The 23,305-nt window shown below is 77.9% G+C and carries 19 protein-coding genes; 10 read left to right on the forward strand and 9 right to left on the reverse strand.

Translation table 11 applies throughout. The annotated features are described in order from the left end of the window. Window positions 1–25 precede the first annotated feature (25 nt). Both ACRYMY_RS06240 and ACRYMY_RS06245 read right to left on the reverse strand, forming a co-directional pair. Window positions 26–1,999, reverse strand: a complete 1,974-nt coding sequence (locus ACRYMY_RS06240) for a DUF6541 family protein (protein WP_432546398.1) — start codon at window positions 1,997–1,999, stop codon at window positions 26–28. Continuing rightward, window positions 1,996–3,180 (reverse strand): glycosyltransferase family 4 protein, encoded by a 1,185-nt coding sequence (locus ACRYMY_RS06245; RefSeq protein WP_432546399.1) that lies wholly within the window; start codon window positions 3,178–3,180, stop codon window positions 1,996–1,998. Before ACRYMY_RS06245 ends, ACRYMY_RS06240 begins: the two co-directional genes overlap by 4 nt. Before the next feature lie 50 nt (window positions 3,181–3,230). Here ACRYMY_RS06245 and ACRYMY_RS06250 point away from each other — a divergent pair, with 50 nt between their 5' ends. Further along, window positions 3,231–4,319, forward strand: a complete 1,089-nt coding sequence (locus ACRYMY_RS06250; protein ID WP_432546400.1) for a glycosyltransferase — start codon at window positions 3,231–3,233, stop codon at window positions 4,317–4,319. Window positions 4,320–4,341: 22 nt separating this feature from the next. Here ACRYMY_RS06250 and ACRYMY_RS06255 read toward each other — a convergent pair whose 3' ends face one another. Then, window positions 4,342–6,168, reverse strand: coding sequence for an ATP-binding cassette domain-containing protein (locus ACRYMY_RS06255; protein ID WP_432546401.1), 1,827 nt, complete (start codon window positions 6,166–6,168; stop codon window positions 4,342–4,344). A gap of 82 nt (window positions 6,169–6,250) precedes the next feature. Between ACRYMY_RS06255 and ACRYMY_RS06260 the strand changes: the two genes are divergently transcribed. Further along, entirely contained in the window at window positions 6,251–6,973 is a 723-nt protein-coding gene (locus tag ACRYMY_RS06260) for a glycosyltransferase family 2 protein (protein ID WP_432546402.1), read from the forward strand. Between the two features lie 20 nt (window positions 6,974–6,993). Then, window positions 6,994–7,371, forward strand: a complete 378-nt coding sequence (locus ACRYMY_RS06265) for a DUF2304 domain-containing protein (protein WP_432546403.1) — start codon at window positions 6,994–6,996, stop codon at window positions 7,369–7,371. Here ACRYMY_RS06265 and ACRYMY_RS06270 read toward each other — a convergent pair. Next, on the reverse strand, window positions 7,343–8,404 hold the full coding sequence (locus ACRYMY_RS06270; protein ID WP_432546404.1) for a cell wall-binding repeat-containing protein: 1,062 nt from the start codon (window positions 8,402–8,404) through the stop codon (window positions 7,343–7,345). The genes ACRYMY_RS06265 and ACRYMY_RS06270 overlap by 29 nt on opposite strands. 211 nt (window positions 8,405–8,615) lie before the next feature. On the opposite strand from ACRYMY_RS06270, the gene ACRYMY_RS06275 reads away from it, so the two are divergent. Continuing rightward, window positions 8,616–9,944, forward strand: coding sequence for a UDP-glucose dehydrogenase family protein (locus ACRYMY_RS06275; RefSeq protein ID WP_432546405.1), 1,329 nt, complete (start codon window positions 8,616–8,618; stop codon window positions 9,942–9,944). Between the two features lie 117 nt (window positions 9,945–10,061). Continuing rightward, window positions 10,062–11,486 (forward strand): LCP family protein, encoded by a 1,425-nt coding sequence (locus ACRYMY_RS06280; RefSeq protein WP_432546406.1) that lies wholly within the window; start codon window positions 10,062–10,064, stop codon window positions 11,484–11,486. A gap of 21 nt (window positions 11,487–11,507) precedes the next feature. Here the strand turns inward: ACRYMY_RS06280 and ACRYMY_RS06285 are convergent, their stop codons facing one another. From ACRYMY_RS06285 to ACRYMY_RS06295, 3 genes are read right to left on the reverse strand one after another with little or no spacing between them, the layout of a single operon-like run. Beyond that, window positions 11,508–12,797 carry an alpha/beta fold hydrolase gene (locus tag ACRYMY_RS06285; protein ID WP_432546407.1) on the reverse strand — a complete coding sequence of 430 codons (1,290 nt, stop codon included), beginning with the start codon at window positions 12,795–12,797 and terminating at the stop codon, window positions 11,508–11,510. A 5-nt stretch (window positions 12,798–12,802) separates the two neighbouring features. Then, complete coding sequence (gene purE / locus ACRYMY_RS06290; protein WP_432546420.1) at window positions 12,803–13,294, reverse strand: 5-(carboxyamino)imidazole ribonucleotide mutase; 492 nt, start codon at window positions 13,292–13,294, stop codon at window positions 12,803–12,805. 32 nt (window positions 13,295–13,326) lie between these two features. Next, window positions 13,327–14,586: a 5-(carboxyamino)imidazole ribonucleotide synthase gene (locus ACRYMY_RS06295; RefSeq protein ID WP_432546408.1), complete on the reverse strand. Its 1,260-nt coding sequence runs from the start codon at window positions 14,584–14,586 to the stop codon at window positions 13,327–13,329. Window positions 14,587–15,062: 476 nt separating this feature from the next. On the opposite strand from ACRYMY_RS06295, the gene ACRYMY_RS06300 reads away from it, so the two are divergent. Continuing rightward, entirely contained in the window at window positions 15,063–15,770 is a 708-nt protein-coding gene (locus tag ACRYMY_RS06300; RefSeq protein ID WP_432546409.1) for a GtrA family protein, read from the forward strand. Here the strand turns inward: ACRYMY_RS06300 and ACRYMY_RS06305 are convergent. Continuing rightward, window positions 15,696–16,574 (reverse strand): biotin--[acetyl-CoA-carboxylase] ligase, encoded by an 879-nt coding sequence (locus ACRYMY_RS06305; RefSeq protein ID WP_432546410.1) that lies wholly within the window; start codon window positions 16,572–16,574, stop codon window positions 15,696–15,698. The genes ACRYMY_RS06300 and ACRYMY_RS06305 overlap by 75 nt on opposite strands. A gap of 141 nt (window positions 16,575–16,715) precedes the next feature. Here ACRYMY_RS06305 and ACRYMY_RS06310 point away from each other — a divergent pair, with 141 nt between their 5' ends. The 4 genes from ACRYMY_RS06310 to ACRYMY_RS06325 all read left to right on the forward strand — a co-directional run bounded on the left by ACRYMY_RS06310 (window position 16,716) and on the right by ACRYMY_RS06325 (window position 22,305). Further along, the gene (locus ACRYMY_RS06310) at window positions 16,716–17,765 is read left to right on the forward strand and encodes an iron-siderophore ABC transporter substrate-binding protein (protein ID WP_432546411.1); all 1,050 of its coding nucleotides are present in this window, start codon (window positions 16,716–16,718) and stop codon (window positions 17,763–17,765) included. A gap of 19 nt (window positions 17,766–17,784) precedes the next feature. Then, on the forward strand, window positions 17,785–19,461 hold the full coding sequence (locus tag ACRYMY_RS06315) for a DUF885 domain-containing protein (RefSeq protein ID WP_432546412.1): 1,677 nt from the start codon (window positions 17,785–17,787) through the stop codon (window positions 19,459–19,461). A 170-nt stretch (window positions 19,462–19,631) separates the two neighbouring features. Next, entirely contained in the window at window positions 19,632–20,309 is a 678-nt protein-coding gene (locus tag ACRYMY_RS06320) for a Maf family protein (protein ID WP_432546413.1), read from the forward strand. A gap of 139 nt (window positions 20,310–20,448) precedes the next feature. After that, window positions 20,449–22,305 (forward strand): acetyl/propionyl/methylcrotonyl-CoA carboxylase subunit alpha, encoded by a 1,857-nt coding sequence (locus tag ACRYMY_RS06325; RefSeq protein WP_432546421.1) that lies wholly within the window; start codon window positions 20,449–20,451, stop codon window positions 22,303–22,305. Between the two features lie 36 nt (window positions 22,306–22,341). On the opposite strand, the gene ACRYMY_RS06330 is transcribed toward ACRYMY_RS06325, so the two are convergent. After that, entirely contained in the window at window positions 22,342–22,980 is a 639-nt protein-coding gene (locus tag ACRYMY_RS06330) for a trimeric intracellular cation channel family protein (RefSeq protein ID WP_432546414.1), read from the reverse strand. Window positions 22,981–23,305: the final 325 nt, after the last annotated feature.

A 23,305-nucleotide genomic window follows, 5' to 3' on the forward strand; every position in this document is an offset into this window, starting at 1 on the left:
GGCCGGCGGCGGACCTCCAGCAGGGTCAGCGGCACGCCGTGATCCGGTACAGCGTCACCCCGCCGCCGGCGGCCACCGGCTCGAAGCCCGGCCGGCCCTGGAAGGCGCGGAAGGCCGTGTACCCGGCGGGGGCCAGCAGCGGCGGGTCCCACAGCTCGCCGGCGTCCAGCACCCAGCGCACGTCCCGGCGCTCCAGCGCCGGGCACACCGCCGGGTCGACGCCGGCGTCCTGCAGGTGGTCGGCCAGGAACGCCCAGTCCTCCGGCTGGCCGCCGCGGAAGTGCGGGTACAGCACCGGGACCCCCGACAGGGCGTAGGCGGAGCTGCTGCCGTCCCACGGCGTGCCGGCGACCACGTCGCCCGGCGGCACCCATCGGCGCAGGTCCTCCAGGAAGCGCTGCTCGGCCTCGTCGACCAGCGACAGCGGCGGCGACTCCGCCGCGCGCGCGTTGGTCAGGCCCAGCTGGTCGCCGTTGCCGCGCACCTGCGGCACCGCCGCGGCCAGCACCGCCGCGGCGAGGGCCCCGGCGGCCAGCCGCCCCGCGACCGGGCGGCGGACGGCGCGCGCCGCGGCGACCGCCAGGGCCCGCGCCCCCAGCACCGCCAGGGGCACCCCCGTCAGCGGGACGGCGGCGGCCAGGCGGAAGCGGTCGTTGTACCAGAAGCCCGTCAGCTGCTGGCTGACCGGAGCGTCGACGGCGGCGGCCAGGACGTCGAGGGCCACGAGCAGGACGTGGGCGGCCACGAGCCAGCGCAGCCCGGTGCGCCGGGCGGCCACCAGCAGACCCGCCGCGACGAGGACGGCGGCCACCGCGCTGCCGCCCGACCCCGCCGGCGACAGGCTCACCGACTCCCACAGCGCCTGCGGGACCGACCGCGTCGCGGGCCAGTCCGCGGCGCGCACGGACGCCGTCCGCGGCCACAGCACGGCCAGACCGGCGGCGGCCGCCGCGGCGCCGAGGATCGCGAGGGCGGCCACCGCCCGCTGCGCCGGTGCCGCCCGCCAGGGCAGCAGGGCCTGCGGCAGGGCGCTGACGAGCAGCAGCAGCGCCAGCAGCGGCAGCAGGAGCAGCAGAGCGCCGGGGTGCACCAGGGCGCACCCGCCCCCGCCGGCGACGGCCGCCAGCGCCGCGCGCACCCGGTCCGCGACGCCCGCCGGGCCGGCCCCGGCCGCCAGCGCGGCCAGCCCCAGGACGGCCGCGGCCAGGGTGGTGCCCAGCGCCTGCGGCCACAGCACGCCCCAGCGGTCCACGAGCCACGGCAGGGCGACGAAGGCCTGGCTGAGGACCGCGCCGGAGGCCACGAGCAGCGGGCGGGCGCCCACGACCGCGCGCACCAGCAGCGCGCAGCCGAGCGGCCAGACGACCCCGGCGACCACCCAGACGACGACGTTGGCGGCGACGACGGGCGAGGGCCCGAGGGAGGCCACCAGCGCGGTGACGGCGTGCCAGCCGCTGGGGTAGAAGCCGCCGCCCTGCGGGGCGGTCAGCCGCGCGACCGACCACGGGGAGGCGTCGCCGGTGTCCAGGACCCACCGGACGGCGTTGAGGTGGAAGGTGGCGTCGAACGTCTGGGAGACGACGTCGGGTCGACCCAGCCCCCGCTGGACCGACAGGTGCGCCAGGACCGCGGCCCCCGCCGTGCCGGCCAGGGCGGCCGCCGCGGTGCGCTCCTCCGCCCGCTGCGCCGCGGCGGTCCCCCGCCCGCCGCCCGGCTCGCTGCCGGGCCCACGGCGGGTGGCGGCGGTCACGACCAGGCCCGCCAGCCCGGAGGCGACGGCGGCCGCGGCCGTCCCCGCGGCCGCGGCCAGCGGCCCGAACCGCAGGCCGCCGAGGGAGGCGGCGACGGCCGCGCCGGCGAGCACGGCGACGGTCAGCAGGGGCGCCGCGCCCAGCAGGGCGGTGCCGCGCAGCCGCAGGGCGGCGCCGACGAGCAGGCCGGGCAGCAGGAGGACGACGACGCCGAGCAGCTGCGGCGACGCGGCCTGCCACCACGTCACGCGCCGCTCCCGCGCCCGCGCGCACCGGTCGCCGCGGCCAGCACGACGTCGGCGGCGCGGTCGGCGGCCGCGGCCAGCGAGCCGTGGCGCAGCGCCCACTCCCGCAGCCGGGCCCGCGCGGCCGCGTCCGGGCGCGCCCACGAGCGCAGCGCGGCGGCCACGGCCGCCGGGTCGTGCGCGCAGACCGCGCCCAGGTCCCCCGCCAGCACGGCCTCGCGCCCGGCGCCGGCGCCGGCGAACAGCACCGGCGTCCCGCACGCCGCGGCGGCGGCCACCTTCGTGGGCGCCATGAGGTCGTAGCCGCTGCCGGGCACGAGGGAGGCCAGCGCGACGTCGGCGCCGGCCAGCAGCTCGGCGGCCCGCCGGGCCGGCACCTGCCCGGGCAGCCGCACGGCGTCCGGCGCCACGCGCGCGGCAAGGTCGCGCAGGCGGGCTGCGTCGACCCCGGCGCCGACCATCGTCAGCCGCACGTCGCGCCCCTCGGCGCGCAGGAGCGCCACGGCGCGGACGAACACCTCCGCCCGCTGCCACTCCGACATCGTCCCGCTGTAGACGGCGACCAGGCCCGGGCCGGTGCCGGGCGTCCCGGCGGCGGGCGCGAACACGTCGGTGTCCACTCCGTTGCCCACCACGTGCACCCGCCCGGCGCCCACGCCCGCCCGGCGCACCTCCTCGGCCATCCCGGCGGTGACGGCCAGCACGGCCGCGGCGCCGCGCAGGGCCGCGCCCTCCGCCACGCGCAGCGCGCGCAGCACGGGCGCCGGGGCGCCGGCGGCCGCGGCGCCCAGGGACCACACGTCGGGCACGTAGGAGACGTACGGCACCCCGCGCAGCGCGCCGGCGGCGCGCACGGCCAGCCCCGTGGTGGGCGGCGGCTCGTGCACGACGACGTCGGGTCGCCGGCCGCCCAGCTGCCGCGCCAGCGCGGGGACGTCGAAGCTCAGGTAGGGCAGGTAGCCGCGCACCGCGCCGTCGCCGTCGCGCAGCACGGGCGCGCGCAGCACCCGCACCCCCGCGTCGGCGGGCTCGTCGCCGGGCGCCGCCGCGGGCGGGCGGGCGGTGAGGACCTCCACCTCGGCGCCGCGGGCGACCAGCGCCCGGGCCAGCGCCCGCAGGCGGAAGGGCGCGGCCCCCACGTCGGGCGGGTAGGTCCGCGTGACGATCCGGACCAGGCGGGGCACGGTGCGGCACCCTAGCCCGCGCCCCGCGCGGCGGCTGGGAGGCTGGGCGGGTGCGCGTCACGCTCGTCACCGCCTGGTACCCGCACGCCGCGGACCCGGTGGAGGGCGTGTTCGTGGCCCGGCACGCGGCCGCGCTGGGCCTGGACCACGACGTCCGGGTGCTGCACCTGGCCTCCCGGCCGGTCCCCGGTCCCGACCTTGCACCGGGCCCCGCGCGGGACCCGCGCGTGCGCCACGTCCACCTCGACCGCCGCTCCCCCGCCTCGCTGGCGCGCGCGCAGCGCGAGGTGCGGGCGGCGCTGCGCGGCGCGGACGTCCTGCACACGCAGGTCTTCCCGACCCTGCTGGCGCTGCTGCCGCTGCGCCCGCGGCCGGCGGTGCCGTGGGTGCACACCGAGCACTGGTCCGGGGTGTCCGACCCCGCCTCGGCCGGGCCGGTGTGGCACCGGCTGGCCGGGCTGCGCCGGGCGCTGGAGCGCCCGGACGCCGTCGTGGCCGTCAGCGGCTACCTCGCGGACGCCGTGCGGCCCTTCCGGCGCGGGGACGACGTCGCCGTGGTCGGCAACGTCGTCCCGGCGCCCGCGCTCCCGCTCCCGCCCCCGGCACCCGGGCCGGTGCTGCGGCTGCTCGCGGTGGGCAACCTGCGCCCGGTCAAGGACCCGCTGCTCGCGGTCGCGGTCGTCGCCGAGCTGGTGCGCCGCGGCCGCGACGCGCGGCTGCGCTGGGTGGGCGGCGGGCCGCTGGAGGCGGCCGTGCGCGAGCGCGCCGCCGCCCTCGGGGTGGCCGGGCGGGTGGAGCTGCTGGGCCGCCGGGCGCCGGCGGAGTTCGCCGGCGAGTGGGCCGCCTGCGACGTGTTCGTCCTGCCCAGCCGGCACGAGACGTTCGGCGTCGCGGGCGCGGAGGCCCTGGCGCACGGGCGCCCGGCGGTGCTGGGCGCGCGCGGCGGGGCCGCGGACCTGGCGGGGCCGGGCGCGCACCTGGTGGCCTCGCGGTCGGTGGCGGACTGGGCCGACGCGGTGGAGGCGGCGGCGGCGGCCCCGCTCGACCCGGCGCTGGTCGCGCAGCGGGTGCGGGCGCGCTTCTCCCCCGCCGCGGTGGCCGCCGGGTTCGCCGCCGTCCACCACCGCCTGGGGCTCTGAGCGGCCGCTCGGCGCGGGTCCGTCAGCGCAGGCCCGACAACTGCGCCTGCACGGCGAAGTCCGGCACGGCGTCGACGACCTCGTCGAAGGTCCCGACCGCCACCACCCGGCCCTCCTCCAGCAGGACGACGGCGTCGCAGTCGCGCACCGTCGCCAGCCGGTGCGCGACGACCAGGACGGTGACCTCCCGGTGCAGCGCGGCGACGGTGGAGGTGACGGCGGCCTCGGTGGCCGCGTCCAGGGCGCTGGTCGCCTCGTCGAGGACCAGCACGTGCGGGCGCGGGTACAGGGCCCGGGCCACGCCCAGGCGCTGGCGCTGCCCGCCGGACAGGCGCAGCCCGCGCTCGCCCAGCGGGGTGCGCACGCCCTGCGGCAGCGCGTCCACCACGTCGGCGAGCTGGGCGGCGGCCAGGACCTCGCGCACCCGCTCCACGTCGACGTCCTCGTCGCGCCAGCTCAGCGCGACGTTGCGGGCCACGTCGGCGTCCAGGAGCGCGACCTCCTGCGGCACGTAGCCGACCCGGCGCCGCCACGCCGCGCCCACCTGCGCCAGCTCCCGGCCGCCGACGAGGACCTGCCCCGCCGAGGGGGTCAGCAGGCCCAGGACGAGGTCGACGAGGGTGGACTTGCCCGAGCCGGAGCGGCCCACCACGGCCACTCGGGCCCCGGCCGGCACGTCGAGGTCGACGCCGTCCAGGGCGGGGCGCTCGCTGCCGGGGTAGGTGAAGGTCACGCCCCGCAGGCGCACGCCGACGGCTCCCGCGGGCAGCGGGGTGGCCCCGCCGTCGGGGTCGGGCTCGTCGGCGGGCTCGTCCAGGTCGGGCGGCGGGCCGTCGGCGGCGCCGGTCTCGCGCAGGGCCTGCAGCACCTCCAGGGCGTTGGCCTCGTGGGCGTGCATGGTCGCGAACACCGACTGCAGGCGCGTCAGGCACGGCACGACGCGGAAGCCGGCCACGGCGAACAGGCCGATCGCCGAGACGGCCTCGGTCAGCCCCTGCGCGGCCACGGCGACGGCGCCGACGACGAGGAAGCCGCCCAGCAGCGCCGCCTCCAGCACGTACCGCGGGCCCACGGAGTAGAAGAACGCCATGCCGCGCGCGCGGGCGCCGCGCTCGCGCACCCCGGCGGCGACCCCGGCCAGCTGACCGGCCCGCCCGCGCAGGGTGATCTCCTTGGTGGCGGCGAAGGACTCCTGCACCAGCCGCACCGTCTCCACGCTCGTGCTGGTGGCCGTGCGCCCCGCGACGGCGGCCCGGCGGGCGATCACGGCGTACAGCACGACGGCGACCGCGGCGAAGTAGACGGCCGCGACCACCGCGGTCTGCCAGGCCGCGACGAGCACCACGACGCCGACCGCGGCGAGGGAGGCGACCTCGGCGACGAGGCTGGAGAAGGGCATGAGGAAGCCGTTGAACGTCTGGTTGAGCGACTCGTCGACGGTGCGCACGGCGCGCGCGGAGCTGGCGCGCAGGCGGTACGACCAGGACGCCGACAGGTAGGCGCGCACGAGCCGGTCGGCCACCTGCACCTCGTGGGCGGCGAAGCGGACGACGCCCCAGCGCACGAGCAGCAGGCTGGCCAGGCTCTTGGCGACGAGCAGGACGCTGACGACGACGATGAGGCCGACCAGGGTGGCGGTGTCCACGCTCGCGCCCACGACGGGCAGCGGGACGGCCAGCTCCCCGCCGCCGCGCACCGCCACGGGCAGCAGCAGGGCCAGCAGGCCGAGGGCGACGACGTCGAGGACGGCCAGCAGCGCCTGGCCGCCGCTGTAGGCGACGACGAAGCGGCCGCTGCCGGCCGGGAGGAGCGCGAGCAGCGCGCGGACCGTCGCGAGCAGGGACTTCACCCGCGCGATCCTCCCCGATCGCGGGCGCGGTGGTGGCGCGGTGGTGGCGGCGGAGCGCCGGGCCGGCGGTCATGATGGTGCGGTGACGACCACGCCGAGCCCCGCGGGCACGTCCGGCCCGGCGCCGGTCCGCGACGGGCACCCCGGCACCTGGGTCGTCGTCCCGCTGTACCGCGAGGCGGCCGTGGTGGGCGACGTGGTGCGCCGGCTGCGGACCCGCTTCGACCACGTGGTGTGCGTGGACGACGGCAGCCCGGACGGCTCGGCGGAGGTGGCCGCGGCCGCGGGCGCGGTGGTGGTGCGCCACGCGGTGAACCTCGGGCAGGGCGCGGCGCTGCAGACGGGTGTGGACTACGCGCTGCGCGACCCGTCCACCACGTCGGTCGTCACCTTCGACGCCGACGGGCAGCACCGCGTCGAGGACGCGGAGGCGATGGTGGCCCGGCTGGTCGCCGAGGACCTCGACGTGGTCTTCGGCTCGCGCTTCCTCGACGGCAGCACCGAGCTGGACCGGCTGCGGCGCGTGGTGCTGCGCCTGGCGGTGGTGTGGACGAACCGCTCCACGGGGGTGCGGCTGACCGACGCGCACAACGGCCTGCGGGTGTTCTCGCGCACCGGCGCGCAGCAGCTGGCGATCCGGCACAACCGGATGGCGCACGCCAGCGAGATCGTGGCCCAGGTGGGCCGCTCCGGGCTGCGCTGGGGCGAGCACCCGGTGACGGTCCTGTACACCGACTACTCGCGCTCGAAGGGGCAGTCGCTGCTGAACAGCGTCAACATCCTCGTCGAGACGCTGCTCGGCTGAGCCGGACGGGAGGGGACGCGGTGCTCGTCATCCAGGCGCTGCTCATCGCGGCGGTCGTGGCCGTCGGGGCGCTGCTCGTGCGCTCCAGCGCGGGCGAGCGGCACCAGGCGGTGCGCCGGCTGCTGCTGGGCGCGCTGGTGGTGCTCGCGGTGGCCAGCATCCTCGTGCCCGGCGCGGTGACGGCCGTCGCCGGGCTGGTGGGCGTGGGCCGGGGCACCGACCTGCTGCTGTACGGGCTGGTGGTCGCCTTCCTCGGCTTCGTCGTGCAGTCCTACCGCCGCTCGCGCCAGGTCGAGGCGCGGCTGACGGAGCTGACGCGCCGCCTGGCGCTGGACGAGGCCGAGCCGCCGGCCGAGGCGCGCCGCCGGCTCAGCGCAGAGCGGCCGCCACCTGGCTGACGGCGTTGTCGCTGACGACGCCGGGGCCGCCGAAGACGAGGGCGTCCACGATGGGCCGGCCGGTGCCGCGGGCGTCGCGCTGCAGGGCGGTCAGGGCGGTGGCCGAGGCGGGCGGCAGGCCGTCGCGGGCGGTGAGGACGAGCGGGCCGCCGCCGTAGGCCAGGAGCGCGGAGCCGGCGAGGGCGTCGGGCCAGTTCTCGCCGGTGGCGATGCCGACGACGGTGGTGGAGTCCTCGAAGTAGGAGTTCGAGGCGAACAGCTGCGCGACGGCGGCGGAGGTCTCGTAGCGGTCGTTGCCGGCCAGCGGCACGACGCCGGGCAGCCCGGCGGCGGAGGCGGCGCGCACGGCCTGGCCGCCGACGGCGACGACGACGCTGTCGGCGGTGCGGCGCTGGGCGAGGTGGTCGCGGGTCACGGCGGGCAGGACGCCGTCGTCGGTGAGCAGGACGACGCCGAGGGCGCGGGAGGAGCCGGTGCCGACGACGCCCATGAGGGCGCCGGCGGACAGGCCGTCGGGGAAGTTGCGGCCGGTGACGAGGGCGACGTCGGTGCTGCCGGGCAGGAGCTTCGCGACCTCGACGGCGGTGGCGTAGCGGTCGGCGCCGGCGACGCGGCGCACGGTGCCGACGCCGGGCAGGGCGCGCACGGCGGACTCGACCTGCGCGGACAGGGCGTTCTGGCCGCCGAGGAGGAAGACGGTGCCGCCGGTGCGCAGGACGTCGCGGATGGAGCGGGCCACGGCGTCGGGCAGCCGGTCGCTCGGCGTGAGCAGCAGCGGCCCGCCGCGGTCGGAGGCCAGCGGCGCGGCGGCCAGGGAGTCGGCGAAGGTGTCCTGGCGGGCCAGGACGACGGCGGCGGCGCGCCCGCCGGAGAAGGTGGGGGTGGCCGCGGCGATGGCGGTGGCGACGCGGTCGGGGCCGGCGATGCGGCTGGGGGTGACGGCGGCGGAGGCGGGCGCGGCGCTCCCGAGCGCGAGGCCGGCGCTGAGCGCGAGGGCAGCCGCGGCGGCGAGCGGACGGGGACGCAGACGCATGGGGACCTTCCGTGGGTCGCGGGCCGGGTGGTTCTGCCCGGTGTCTCGGGCCCGTTCGGCCCAACCTTGAGCACAGCCTGTCACGTCGTCGGGGTCGCCCGGCAGCGCGCGGGCCCCCGGGTGTGAGCCCGGACACACGCCGTGCGGGGACGAACACCCGTCAGGCGCAGGGTGTTCTCCCCAGAGCTACCGCCCCACTACGCTGCGCCGCATGCGGATGACGGTGATCGGGTGCGGCTACCTCGGTGCGGTCCACGCGGCCTGCATGGCCGAGCTGGGTCACGAGGTCGTCGGGATCGACGTGGACCCGGAGAAGGTCGCGGCGCTGCAGGCGGCGCGCGCGCCGTTCTTCGAGCCGGGCCTGCCCGAGCTGCTGGAGCGCGCGATGGCCACCGGCCGGCTGCGCTTCACCACCGAGATGGCCGAGGCGGCCGGCTCGGCGGTCCACTTCGTGTGCGTGGGCACCCCGCAGAAGCGCGGGGAGTTCGCCGCCGACCTGACCTACGTGGACGCGGCCGCGGACGCGCTGGCCGAGCACGTGTCCCCCGGCGAGCTGGTCGTGGGCAAGTCCACCGTGCCCGTGGGCACCGCGGCCCGGCTGTCGGCCCGGCTGGCCGAGAAGGTGCCCGGCGCGCTGCTGGCGTGGAACCCGGAGTTCCTGCGCGAGGGCCACGCGGTGCAGGACACCCTGCACCCCGACCGCCTCGTCTACGGCGTGCCCGGCGGCCCGGACACCGAGCAGGGCCGGCGCGCCAAGGCCGTGCTGGACGAGGTGTACGCCACTCCGCTGGGCCGCGGCACCCCGCTGATCGTCACCGACTACCAGACCGCCGAGCTGGTCAAGGTCGCCGCGAACTCCTTCCTGGCCACGAAGATCTCCTTCATCAACGCGATGGCCGAGCTGTGCGAGAAGGTCAACGCCGACATCACGCAGCTGGCCGACGCGATCGGCCACGACGACCGCATCGGGCGCAAGTTCCTCAACGCCGGCCTCGGCTTCGGCGGCGGCTGCCTGCCCAAGGACATCCGCGCGTTCATGGCCCGCGCCGGGGAGCTGGGCGCCGACCAGACCCTGACGTTCCTGCGCGAGGTCGACTCGATCAACATGCGCCGGCGCATCCGCATGGTCGACCTGGCCCGCGAGGTGTGCGACGGCTCCCTGATCGGCAAGCGGGTGGCCGTGCTGGGCGCGGCGTTCAAGCCCGACAGCGACGACATCCGCGACTCCCCCGCCCTCAACGTGGCCGCGCAGATCCGCCTGCAGGGCGGTGACGTCGTGCTCACCGACCCGGCGGCGCTGGACAACGCCCGCAAGGCCGTGCCGGACATCTCCTTCGCCGAGACCGTCGAGGAGGCCGTCCGCGGCGCGGACGTGGTCCTGCTGCTGACCGAGTGGAAGCAGTACCGCGAGCTGGACCCGGCCGCCCTGGGCTCGCTGGTCAAGGCCAAGCGCGTCCTGGACGGGCGCAACGCCCTGGACCCCGCCCGCTGGCGCGCCGCCGGCTGGGCCTACCGCGCCCTGGGCCGCCCCCGCGCCTGAGGCCCGCCGCGACCGGCGGCACCGGCGTGTGAAGACCCCGGGGTGATCCCCGGGTGACCTCGCCGTGTCGCTGCGCGAGCGCGCCCCGCGGCGCGTGGCCGCCCCTACTGTGGTCGGGTGCCCGAGCAGGAACCGCCGCGCGACGAGCGCGCCCCCCGCGCCGGCGGCCGCCCCGCCGGCGCGCGCCGGCCCTTCGACGGTGGCGCTCGGGACGGCGGCACCCGGGCGATGCCCGTCACCGGGCGCGGCGACGTCCCCGCCGAGCAGGAGCCCCGTCCGCGCCCGCAGGCGCGCCCGGCCCCGGCGGGCTGGAACTCCACCACCTACGGCAAGCCGGTGCGCCGGCGCACCGACCGCCCCGCCGGGCAGGAGCAGCGCCTGGCCCCGCCGGTGCGCCCGGCCGCCGCGGCGGGCGCGACCGGCGGCGCGACGGCGGGGTCCGGGGGGTCCCCGGGCCGCGCGCGCACCGCTCCCCCGCCCGGGCGCGGCTGGGAGCAGCCGCCGCCCCCGCCCTCGTCCGCCCCTCGCCGCGGGTCCGCCCCGCGCCCGGCGCCCGCCTCCCGCCCCGGTGGCCGGGTGCGCCGACGGCGCCTGCTGGCCGCGGCCGTCGCGGTGGCGGTCGTGCTGGCGGTGCTCTACCCCGCGGCGCTGGCCTGGCGGGGCTGGTCGGCCGTCACCCCCGTGGCCGCGACCTCGACCGGCGAGCGGCCCGCGGACACCCCCGGCACCACGTACCTCGTCGTCGGCAGCGACAGCCGCGACGGCATGACGGAGGAGGAGAAGGCGCAGTACTCCGCCGGCGGGGACGACATCTCCGGCCGCCGCACCGACACGATCATGCTGCTGCACGTGCCGGCCGGCGGCGGCCCCGCCGCGCTGATCAGCGTGCCGCGCGACTCGTGGGTGCCGGTGCCCGGCCACGGCAGCCAGAAGGTCAACGCCGCCTACTCGATCGGCGGGGCGCCGCTGCTGGCCCAGACCCTGGAGGACGTCGGCGGCGTCCGCGTCGACCACTACGTCGAGACCAGCTTCATCGGCTTCGCCCGCATCGTCGACGCCGTCGGCGGCGTCGAGATGTGCCCCGAGGTCGCGGTGCAGGACGCCCGCGCCGGGCTGGACATCCAGGCCGGCTGCCAGGACATGGACGGCGCGACCGCCCTCGGCTACGCCCGCTACCGCTACTCCGACCCGCTGGGCGACCTGGGCCGGGCGAACCGGCAGCGGGACCTGCTGGCCGCGATCACGGCGAAGGCCACCAGCCCGGGCACGCTGGTCAACCCGTTCCGCACCTTCCCGCTGGCCTCCTCGGCCGGTTCGGCGCTGACCGTCGACGACGACGCCTCCCCGCTGGAGCTGGCGCGCTTCGCCCTCGGCATGCGCTCGGCCACGGGCGCCGACGGCGTCTCGATGACCGTGCCGGTGGCCGACCCGAACTACCGCACCTCCTCCGGCCTGGCGGTGAAGTGGGACACCGAGCGGGCGCTGGCGATGTTCGACGCCCTGCGGCGCGACGACACCGGGGCGCTGCGCGCGCTGGCGTGAGCGGTCGCCGGGGCGCCGCCCTCAGCGCCGCAGCAGCCCCTGCAGCACGTCGTAGATGCGCCGCCCGTCGCGGCGGATCCCGTCGTGCTGGTACTCGTTCGTGACGAACGTGCGCGCCCCGCGCACCGCGGCGGCCGTGGCCCGCGACAGCTCGTACGGGACGAACATGTCGTCGACGTAGACGGCCGCGGCCACCGGCACCCGGTTCTCGGCGAGGACGTCGGGGTCGTACAGCGCCGGCAGGTCGTCGCGGTGGGCCAGGACGTCGACCGCGCCGGCCAGCGGCACCAGCGCCGGGTCCTCCGCGAACTGCCACGGGTAGACGTGCTCGCCGGTGAAGGCGAACCCCGGCGCGTCGAGGGAGAACTCCGCGAACTCCCCCCGCACCCGGTGCGCCGACCACGCGGTGGCGCCCGTGAGGGCACCCTGCGCGTAGATGCTCTCGTGCAGCGCCGCGTACATCGGGTGCTGCGCGAAGGACAGCTGCGCGCCGACGCGGGCGAGGAAGGCGCCGCGCAGGCGGCGCTGCCCGCGCACGGTGGTGAAGGGGTCCTCCAGGGCGAAGTGCAGCGCGTCGAAGCGCGACTGCCCGCCCAGGGCGATCCCCAGGGTGCGGAACCGCCTGCCGGACAGGCGCTCCCCCGTCGGCAGGAGCTCCTCGACGTCGTCGAGGTGGCGGGCCACGGCGGCCGCGGTGGCCCGGTCGCGCGGGTAGCGGGCGAAGAACTCGGCGTTGCGCACCGCGGTCTGCCGGTAGGTGGCGCGGTAGACGTCGTCGGCGCTCGCGCGCAGGCCGGGCAGGCCGGCGAACACGTACGCCTCGCGCAGCCCCCGCGGCGCGCGCGACAGGTAGCAGGTGATGACGAAGCCGCCGTAGCTCTGCCCCAGCACCGTCCACGGCGCCCCGCCGGTCAGGTGCTCGCGCAGCTCCTCGGCGTCGTCGACGATCGCGTCCGCGCGGTGCAGGGCGAGGACGTCGGCCTGCGCGGCCGCGTCGCCGGCCGCGGTCAGCGCCTGCGCGTCCAGGGGCGTGGAGGCGCCCGTGCCGCGCTGGTCGAGCAGGACGACGCGGTGGTCCTCCAGCGCCCGGTCCAGCCAGCCGCCGACCTGCTCGGGGCGGTCGGCGCCGTGCCCGGGCCCGCCCTGCAGGTACAGCAGGTGGGGGCGGTCCGCGCCGCCGTCGCGCACGTACTCGCGCGCGAACAGGCTCACCGTCCCGGGCACCCGCCCGGTGCGGTCCAGCGGCACCTCGAGGCGGTGCTCGTGGACGTCGTGGCCGTCGACGCGGTGCGACTCGGTGACCAGCGCCACCGGTCTCAGCCGCCGAACCCGACGGGCCGGCCGGCCCGGGCGCGCAGCCGCTCGCCCTTGTCGACGGCCGTCTGCCGCAGCGACTCCTGGAACTCCACCATCCGCGCGCGCAGGCCCTCGTCGGTGGCGGCCAGCACCCGCACGGCCAGCAGGCCGGCGTTGCGCGCGCCGCCGATGGAGACGGTGGCCACGGGCACACCGGCGGGCATCTGCACGATGGACAGGAGGGAGTCCATGCCGTCCAGGTGCCGCAGCGGCACGGGCACGCCGATCACGGGCAGCGGGGTGACGCTGGCGAGCATCCCCGGCAGGTGCGCGGCGCCGCCCGCGCCGGCGACGACGACCTGCAGGCCGCGCTCGGCGGCCGAGGCGCCCCAGGCGACCATGTCGTGCGGCATGCGGTGGGCGGAGACGACGTCCGCCTCGTACGGGACGCCGAACTCCTCCAGCGCCTGCGCGGCCGCCTCCATGACGGGCCAGTCGGAGTCGGACCCCATGACCAGGCCCACCCGGGCCCGCTGCTGCTCGCTCACTCGTCGATCTCCCCCGCGATGAAGGCCGCGGCGTGCCGGGCGCGCGCGCGGACGGTGTCCAGGTCCTCGCCGTAGGCGGTGACGTGCCCCAGCTTGCGGCCGGGCCGCTGCTCCTTGCCGTACAGGTGCACCTTGACGTCCGGGTCGTGCGCCATGACGTGCAGGTAGGAGCGGTACAGGTCCTCGTGCCGCTCGTCGACCGCGTCGGGGCCCAGCACGTTGACCATGACGGTCCACGGCGCGCGGGCGGCGGTCCCGCCCAGCGGCAGGTCCAGGACGGCGCGCAGGTGCTGCTCGAACTGGCTGGTGACCGACCCGTCGATGGTCCAGTGCCCGGAGTTGTGCGGGCGCATCGCCAGCTCGTTGACGAGGACCTCGCGGCGCCCGCCGCGCTCGACCTCGAACACCTCCACGGCCAGGACGCCGGTGACGCCGAGGCCGCCGGCGATCCGCAGCGCTGCGTCGGTCAGCTGCGCGGCCAGGCCGGGGTCCAGGTCCGGGGCGGGGGCGGTGACCTCGTGGCAGACGCCGCGGCGCTGCACGGTCTCCACGACGGGCCAGGCGGCGGCCTGCCCGGAGGGGCTGCGCGCCACCAGCGCGGCGAGCTCGCGGACGAACGCGACGTGCTCCTCGGCCAGCAGCGGCCCGCGCCCGGCCCAGTCGGCGAACCAGGCGTCGGCGGTGGCCCAGCCGTCGTCGTGGCCGGTCCCGGGGGGCCCGTCGAGGACGAGCACGCCCTTGCCGTCGTAGCCGCCGCGCGGGGTCTTCAGCACGACGGGCCAGCCGGCGTCGGCGGCGAAGGCCTCGACGTCGGCGCGCCCGGCCACGGGCGCCCAGCGCGGGCACGGCACGCCGAGGGCCGTGAGGCGCTCGCGCATGACGAGCTTGTCCTGGGCGTGCACGAGGGCGGCCTCGCCGGGCTGCACGCTGGTCAGCTCCGCCATGGCGCGCAGACCCTCGGCGGGCACGTGCTCGTGGTCGAAGGTGACGGCGTCGCACGCGGCGGCGAAGTCGCGCAGGGCGTCCACGTCACCGGCGGCGCCGACGGGCGCGGGGGTGATGACCTGGGCGGCGCTGACGTCGGGGCCCTCGGCCAGCACGCGCAGCCGCAGGCCGAGCGCGACGGCCGCCGGCTGCATCATCCGCGCGAGCTGGCCGCCGCCGACGACGCCGACGACGGGGAACCCGCCGGGACGCTCGTACGGGGCGGGGTCGGGCCGGGTTGTCCCGGGGCTGCCGGCGGTCGCGCTCGTCACGCCCGCCGAGCGTAGGCCATCCCCTCCCCGCCCCCCTCCCCCGCCGTGATCACGGACGGGTGAAGGCCCACTCGTCCATGATCACGGCGCGAAGAGGTCAAGTTCGCACGTAGAGCGACGATGGGATCACGGAGACAGTACGATCTGGTGGGCAGTCCGCTTCCCAGGTGCCACCTGGGCATCCCTGCGCGAGGCTGGCACCGCGTCGGCGACCGCCGCGCAGCCCCAGGGAAGGGACTCGGGTCAGTGCTCACCGTCATCGCGTGCGTGGTGCTCGTCACCGTCGGCATCGTCGGCGCCATGAAGATGGAGGACCGCCTCGAGCCGTCGCGCTCGCGCAAGCAGCGCTGAGCGGGCGCGTCGTCCCCCGCGGTTCACAGGCGGGTGGGTCACACTCGCTGACCGCGCCCCGACCGGGCCGCGCGGCGCCCGCGGGCGCCGTGGACGACGAGCAGGACGGAGCGACGCTCACCGTGGTGGGAGACGCCGGGCCCGACGAGACCCGGACCGACAGCACCCGGACCGACGGGACCGGGCAGCACCCCGGCCCGCGGCGCGGGCTGGTGCAGCGGCTGCGCGACACCTACGAGGTCCTCGCCCGCGAGGCCGCGAAGTTCGGCGTCGTCGGCGCCCTCGCCTTCGTCGTCGACACCGGCACCTTCAACCTGCTGCGCTTCGCCGGGCCCGACGGCGTCGGGGTCCTGCACCACAAGCCGCTGACCGCCAACGCGATCGCGGTCGTCGTGGCCACCGTCTTCGCCTGGCTGGGCAACCGCTACTGGACGTTCCGGCACCGCCGGCGCGCGGCCGCGGGCCGGGAGCTGCTGCTGTTCGCGGTGATGAACGCCGTCGGCCTGCTCATCTCCGTGGCCTGCCTCGGCTTCACGTACTACGTGCTGGGGCTGCGCGGGCCCGTGGCGACCAACGTGTCCGCCAAGGGCGTCGGCCTGGTGCTGGGCACCCTGTTCCGCTGGTGGGCCTACCGCCGCTTCGTGTTCGTGCAGGAGCTGGCCGACGAGGTCGAGGCCGAGGTCGACCCCGGGCGGCGCGGGGACGGCGCGCGGGACACCACCGGGCGCGGCCCGCTCGACGCCGGCCCGTCCGGTGGCTCAGCCGGCGGCGGGGCGGACGTGGACGACGTCCCCGGCAGCCACCGCCGTCCGGGCTCCGCCGCCGCCCGCTGAGGCGTCCAGCACCACGAGGCGCCCGTCGGCGTCGACGTCCTCGGCCCGCCCGGTGAGCACCGTCCCGTCGGGCAGGTGCACGCGCACGTCCGCGCCGAGCGTGGCGCACGCCGCGCGGTAGTCGGCCAGCAGCCCGCAGGCGGCGGGGTCGCCGCCGGCCGCGGCGAAGGCGTCCAGGCGCGTCCGCAGCGCCCGCAGGTACCGGCGCAGCACGGTGTCGCGGTCGGTGCTGCCCGCGCCCGCCAGCGCCAGGGACGTCGGGGGCACCGGGGCGTCCCCCGCGTCCCCGACGTCCGGCGGGGGCGGCAGCTCGTCGCGGCGCTGGGCGACGTTGACGCCCGCGCCGAGGACGACGACGTCCCCGCGCACCTCGGCGAGGACGCCGCACACCTTGGCCGGGCCGCCGGCCGCGTCCAGCAGGACGTCGTTGGGCCACTTCAGCCGGGGGCGGACGTCGAGCGCGCCCAGGGCGTCGGCGACGGCGAGACCCGTCAGCAGCGGCAGCCACGACCAGCGCTCGCGCGCGACGCCGTCGGCGGCGGGACGCAGCAGCACCGAGACGGCCAGCGAGGAGCGCGGCGGGGCCTGCCAGGTGCGGCCCAGCCGGCCGCGCCCGCCGCTCTGGTGGTCGGCGACGAGGACGGTGCCCGCGGGCGCGTCCGGGCGGGCCAGCAGATCGGCGTTGGTGGAGCCGGTGGAGGCGAGGACCTCCAGCGCGCTCCAGCCGCCGGGGCCGACGAGCGCGCGGCGCAGGGCCCGCCCGTCCAGCGGCGGTCGGTCCAGGTCGGTCCAGGCACCGGGCACGCGGCCACCCTACGCGCGGCCCCCGCGGCCCGTCGTCGACCGATGAGGTGAGCCTGTCCTACCCTGCCCTACGCTGTCCCCGTCGGCGCCACCGCCCGACCCCGACCGTCCCCCCACCGCCCCCCCAGAAGGAGCCCGTCCGTGGCCCTGCACGCCTCCCGCCGCACCCTGCTGCTCGCCGCCCCGCTGGCCGCCCTCGCGACCGCCACGGCCTGCGGCAGCGACGAGACCACCACGGGCACCCCGGGCGCCGGGAGCTCCGCGCCCGCCGAGGCCACCGGCTTCCCCGTCACGGTCGAGCACGCCCTCGGCACCGCCGAGATCCCCTCGGCGCCGCAGCGGATCGTGTGCGTCGGCTGGGGTTCGCAGGACGTCCTGTGGGCGCTGGGCCTGCAGCCCGTGGCCGTCCCCGAGGTGACCTACGGCGGCCTGGAGGACGGCACGTACCCGTGGTGGGAGGGGCACTTCGACCCGGAGACGACCACCTTCATCGCCAGCCCCGACTCCGGCGAGCTGCCGATCGAGGAGATCGCCGCCCAGCAGCCGGACCTCGTGCTGGGCGTCTACTCCGGCATGACGCAGGCCGAGTACGACGCGCTCAGCCAGATCGCCCCCACCGTCGCCTACCCGACGGCGCCGTGGCAGACGAGCTGGCAGGACCAGACGCTGCTCGTGGGCCGCGCGGTCGGCCGCGAGGAGGACGCGCGCGCCCTCGTCGAGGAGACCGAGGCCGACCTGGCCGCCCGCGGCGACGACAACCCGGAGCTGGCCGGCAAGACGATCGCGTACGTGTCCCCGACGACGGAGTTCCTGTACGTCTACCTGCCCGGCGACAGCCGGGTCGACCTGCTGCACGACCTCGGCCTGGAGGACGCCCCGGGCGTCACGGCCCTCGGCGAGCAGGTCGACGCCTTCTACACCGAGGTGTCCAAGGAGAACGTGCGCGACATCGACTCCGACATCGTCATCGGCTACGGCCTGCCCGAGGCCGAGTTCACCGCCGACCCGGTCTACTCGACGATGCCCGCGGTGGCCTCCGGGGCGGTGGCGTGGCTGGAGGACGAGTCGCTGGTCTCGGCCACCTCGGCCACCGTGCTGAACCTGCCGTGGCAGCTGGACCGGCTGGTGCCGCTGCTGGCCGACGCGGCCGCGGCCGCCGACGCGGCGGGGACGGCCACCCCCGCGTCCTGACCGCGCCTAGGGTCGGCGCGTGAGCAGCGCGCGCCGACCCACCGCCCTGGACGCCGTCGCCGAGCGGCACCTGGAGCGCCAGCTGCGGCTGCAGCCGGCGCTCGCGCTGTCGCTGGGCGTCCCCGACGCCGTCCCGGGCCTGGGCGACCGCTCGCCCGCCGGCCTGGAGGCCCTGGCCGACCTGTCCCGGGCGACGCTGCGCGAGGTCGCCGCCACCCCCGCCGCCGACGACGTCGACCGGGTCACCGCGGCCGCCCTCACCGAGCGGCTGTCGCTGGAGGTGGCGCTGCACGAGGCCGGGGAGACGCTGGGCGACCTCAACGTCATCGCAAGCCCCGTGCAGGACCTGCGGATGGTCTTCGACCTCCTGCCCACCAGCACGGTCGAGGACCGGGCGGACGCGGCCGCCCGGCTGGCCGCGGTCCCGGAGGCCGTCGCGGGGTACTGCGCGTCGCTGCGGGAGGCGGCCGCGCGCGGGCGGGTGGCCGCGCGCCGGCAGGTCGTCGAGTGCGCCGCCGAGGCCGACCAGCACGCCGCCGCCGACGGCTTCTTCCACGCCTTCGCCGCCTCCGCCGCCACGTCCGGGCCGGGCGTGCCGGACGCCGTGCGCGCCGACCTGGCCGCCGGCGCGGCCGCCGCGGCCGGCGCCTACGGCGACCTGGCGCGGGTGCTGCGCGAGGAGCTCCTGCCGCTGGCCCCGGAGCGGGACGCCGTGGGCGCCGACCGCTACCGCCTGTGGTCGCAGTGGTTCCTCGGCGCCCGCGTCGACCTGGCCGACACGTACGCGTGGGGGCTGGCGGAGGTCGCCCGCGTGCGCGCGGAGATGGCGGACGTGGCGCGCGAGGTCTGCGGGTCGCCCGACGTGGCGGCCGCCGAGGCCGTCCTGGACGCCGACCCCGCCGGTCTCGTGCACGGCGCGGCGGCCTTCCGCGACTGGATGCAGGAGCGCTCCGACGCCACCGTCGCGGCGCTGGCGGGCACGGCGTTCGACGTGCCCGGGGAGGTGCGCGTCCTGGAGTGCCGCATCGCGCCCACGACGTCCGGCGGCATCTACTACACCGGCCCCAGCGAGGACCTGACCCGGCCCGGGCGCATGTGGTGGGCGGTGCCGCCGGGGCAGACGACGTTCAGCACGTGGCGCGAGGCGACGACCGTGCACCACGAGGGCGTGCCCGGCCACCACCTGCAGATGGGTGTGACGGCCGCGCGCCGCGACGTCCTGAACCGCTGGCGGCGCTCGGGCTGCTGGGTGTCCGGGCACGGTGAGGGCTGGGCGCTGTACGCGGAGCGGCTGGCGGGCGAGCTGGGCCTGCTGCGCGGGCCCGGGGAGGTCCTGGGGATGCTCGACGCGCAGCTGCTGCGGGCCGCGCGGGTGGTCGTCGACCTGGGCGTGCACTGCGGGTTCACCGCCCCGCCCGAGGCCGGCGGCGGGGCGTGGACGTACGGCGCGGCGTGGGAGTACCTGCGCGCCAACTGCGGCGTGCACGACGACGTGCTGCGCTTCGAGCTGAGCCGCTACCTGGGCTGGCCGGGGCAGGCGCCCTCGTACAAGGTCGGCGAGCGGCTGTGGTCGCAGCTGCGCGAGGGGGTGCGTGCGCGCGAGGGCGCGGCCTTCGACCTGCGCGCCTTCCACCGCCGCGCCCTGGACGTCGGCTCCGTCGGCCTGGACGTCCTGCGCACCGCCCTGCTCCCCTGACGCCCCTCCCCCGCCGTGATCATGGACGGTGGAGCGCTCACCCGTCCACGACCACGGCAGACCCCCGCCGTGATCTTGCAGGGTTTCCCTGCAAGATCACGGCGGGCGAGCGGGCGAGCGGGGGCAGCGGGGCGGGAGGGGGCACCGGCGCGGGCTGGGAGGATGGGGACGTGCCGACGATCGTGCTCGCCTCCGCCTCCCCCGCCCGCCTGGCGACGCTGCGCTCGGCGGGCCTGGACCCGCACGTCGTGGTCAGCGGCGTCGACGAGCCCGCCGTGGTGGCCCGCTACGGCGTCACCGACGCCGAGGACGTGTGCCTGGTCCTGGCCCGCGCCAAGGCCGAGGAGGTCGCCGCCCGCGACGACCTGCCCGAGGACGCCCTGGTCGTCGGCTGCGACTCCGTGCTGGAGGTCACCGGCCCGGACGGCCCGCAGGTGCACGGCAAGCCGGCCGACGCGGAGCAGGCCGTCGAGCGCTGGCGCGCGGTGCGCGGGCGCAGCGGCGTCCTGCACACCGGCCACTGGGTCGTCGACGCCCGCGAGGACGGCTCGGGCGCCACGCTGGGCGGCGTCGCGTCGGTGACGGTGCACTTCGCCGACGTCACCGACGAGGAGGTCGCCGCGTACGTCGCCACGGGAGAGCCGCTGGCCGTGGCCGGCGCGTTCACCCTCGACGGGCTGGGCGGGGCGTTCGTGCGCGGCGTGGAGGGCGACCCGCACGCCGTCGTCGGCATCTCCCTGCCGATGCTGCGCGAGCTGCTGCGCGAGGCCGGCGTGGTGTGGACGGACCTGTGGCGCCCCGAACTGCGCGCCGGCGCGACGACGGGCGCACCGGGCGGCGGGCAGTAGTCTCAGCCGTCGCCCCACCGCCAGCCCCGCCCCAGCCAGCCCCGCAGACGAACCCGCACGGAGACGCCGCATGACCTCCCCCGAGCCGAGCACGCCGCGGACGGACGCCCAGCGCACGCCGCTCGTGGCACCGGGGGCGGTGACCAAGGTCCTCGTGGCCAACCGCGGGGAGATCGCCGTCCGGATCGTGCGCGCCGCCCGCGACGCGGGCACCGCCTCCGTCGCCGTCTACTCCGAGGGCGACCGCGACGCCCTGCACGTGCGGATGGCCGACGAGGCGTACGCCCTGGGCGGCACGTCGGCGCGCGAGTCGTACCTGGACATCGGCAAGATCATCGACGTGGCGGTCCGCTCGGGCGCCGACGCCGTGCACCCCGGCTACGGGTTCCTGTCGGAGAACGCCGACTTCGCCCGCGCCGTCCTCGACGCGGGCCTGACGTGGATCGGCCCGCCGCCGTCGGCCATCGAGGCCCTCGGCGACAAGGTCTCCGCCCGCCACCTGGCCGCGCGCGCCGGCGCCCCGCTGGTCGCCGGCACCGCCGACCCGGTCTCGGGCGCCGACGAGGTGCTGGCCTTCGCCGACGAGCACGGCCTGCCCATCGCCATCAAGGCGGCGTTCGGCGGCGGCGGGCGCGGGCTGAAGGTGGCGCGCCGGCGCGAGGAGGTCGCCGACCTGTACGCCTCGGCGGTGCGCGAGGCCGAGGCCGCGTTCGGGCGCGGGGAGTGCTTCGTGGAGCGCTACCTGGACCGCCCGCGGCACGTGGAGACGCAGGTGCTGGCCGACGCGCACGGCGGCGCGGTGGTCGTCTCGACCCGCGACTGCAGCCTGCAGCGCCGGCACCAGAAGCTCGTGGAGGAGGCCCCGGCGCCGTTCCTGAGCGCCGAGCAGGACGCCGAGCTGCGCCGCGCGTCGCTGGCGATCGTCCGCGAGGCCGGGTACGTGGGCGCGGGGACGGTGGAGTTCCTGGTCGCCGCCGACGGGACGCTGGCGTTCCTGGAGGTCAACACGCGCCTGCAGGTGGAGCACCCGGTCACCGAGGAGGTGTCCGGCATCGACCTGGTCCTGGAGCAGTTCCGCATCGCGCGCGGCGAGCCGCTGGGCTACGACAGCGTCCAGACCCGCGGGCACTCCATCGAGTTCCGCGTCAACGGCGAGGACCCGGCGGCCGGGTTCCTGCCGCGCCCGGGCAAGCTGACCCGCTTCTCGCTGCCCTCGGGCCCGGGCGTGCGGGTGGACACCGGCATCGACCCGCGCTCGGCCGCCGTGAGCGGCGGTGTGGAGGTCTCGCAGGACTTCGACTCGCTGCTGGCCAAGCTGGTGGTGACGGGCAGCACGCGCGAGCAGGCGCTGTCCCGCGCGGCGCGCGCGCTGGCCGAGTTCCAGGTCGAGGGCGTGCCGACGGTGCTGGACTTCCACCGCGCGGTGGTGCGCACGCCGGCGTTCGCGTCGGCGGAGGAGTTCTCCGTGCACACCCGCTGGATCGAGACGGAGTTCGACGCCTCGCAGCTGCCGGGCGCCGGCGCGCACGAGCCGGGCGGGGACCTGGCCGGGCACCGGGAGACGATCGTCGTGGAGGTCGCGGGCAAGCGGCTGGAGGTGTCGATCCCCGTCGAGCAGCTGAACGCCCAGCTCTCGCGCGCCGGGCACGACATCTCCCGCGCGGGCGCCGCGGCCGGCAGCGCCATCGCGCGCGCCTACCGCAGCACCACCCGCAGCGGCCGGGGCCGCGGCGGGCGCGGCAAGCGCGAGCAGCAGGGCGGCGGCTCGGCCGCGAACCCGCAGGCGCTCGTGACGCCCATGCAGGGCACCATCGTCAAGATCGCCGTGGCGGACGGGGACCAGGTCGCCCAGGGCGACCTGGTCGCGGTGCTGGAGGCGATGAAGATGGAGCAGCCGCTGACGGCGCACCGCGCCGGCACCGTGCGGGGGCTGACCGCGAAGGCCGGGGACACGACGACGACCGGCAGCGTGCTCTGCGAGATCGTCGACGAGTGACGCGGGGCGCCCCGGGGACCCGGGGCGCCCGGCGCGTCAGTCCAGCTCGCGCGGCGAGGTGAGGGTGGCGCGCGGCGCGTGCCAGCCGCGCACGACCCCGGCGATGCGCAGCGCCGCGCACGCCGCGGCACCCACGAGCGCCGGCACGAGCGGGTCGGCGCCCGCCTCCACCCCGGCGACGACGACGACCGCACCCAGCAGCGCCGGGACGGCGTAGAGGCCGCCGGTGAGGATCGAGGGGACGCGGCGGACGAGGACGTCGCGGATCGTGCCGCCGCCGACGCCCGTGAGGCAGCCCAGCAGCACGGCCTGGCCGGCGCCGACGCCGGCCTCGAGGGCGATGAGCGCGCCGGTGACGCAGAACAGCGACAGCCCGGCGGTGTCGAACAGCAGCAGCGGCCGCGTCAGCCGAGCCAGGACGCGGTGCCCGACGAACGCCAGGAGGGCCCCGGCGGTGGCCGTGGCCAGGTAGTACCAGGTGCGGAAGCTGTTGGGCGGCAGGTTGCCCAGCAGCACGTCGCGCAGCAGGCCGCCGCCGATGGCGGTGACCACGCCGAGGGCGACGACGCCGAAGAGGTCCAGGTGGGCCGCCCGCATGGCCGTGAGCGCCCCGTCGAGGGCGAAGGCGAAGACGCCCAGGAGGTCGAGCAGGAGCAGCAGCTGCAGGGAGCTCACTCCCCCACCCTGCCGCACCCCCGCCCCGCCCCCCGCCGCCCCTCCACCCCACCCTCCCGCCGTGATCTCGCTGGGAGTCCCAGCAAGATCACGGAGGTGGGAGGGGGCCGCAGGTCCCGAGCGGTGATCATGGATGTGTCCGAGGCGGACGCGTCCATGATCACCACGGGGGGTGAGCGGGTGGGGTCAGCTCCCCAGCGCGCCACCACCCCGTCGGGGGGGGGGGGGGGGGGGGGGGGGGGGGGGGGGGGGGGGGGGGGGGGGGGGGGGGGGGGGGGGGGGGGGGGGGGGGGGGGGCGGGCGGGGGGGCGGCGGCGGGCCTCCG

Source organism: Kineococcus haloalkalitolerans (genome assembly GCF_050871905.1).
Taxonomy (GTDB): domain Bacteria; phylum Actinomycetota; class Actinomycetes; order Actinomycetales; family Kineococcaceae; genus Kineococcus.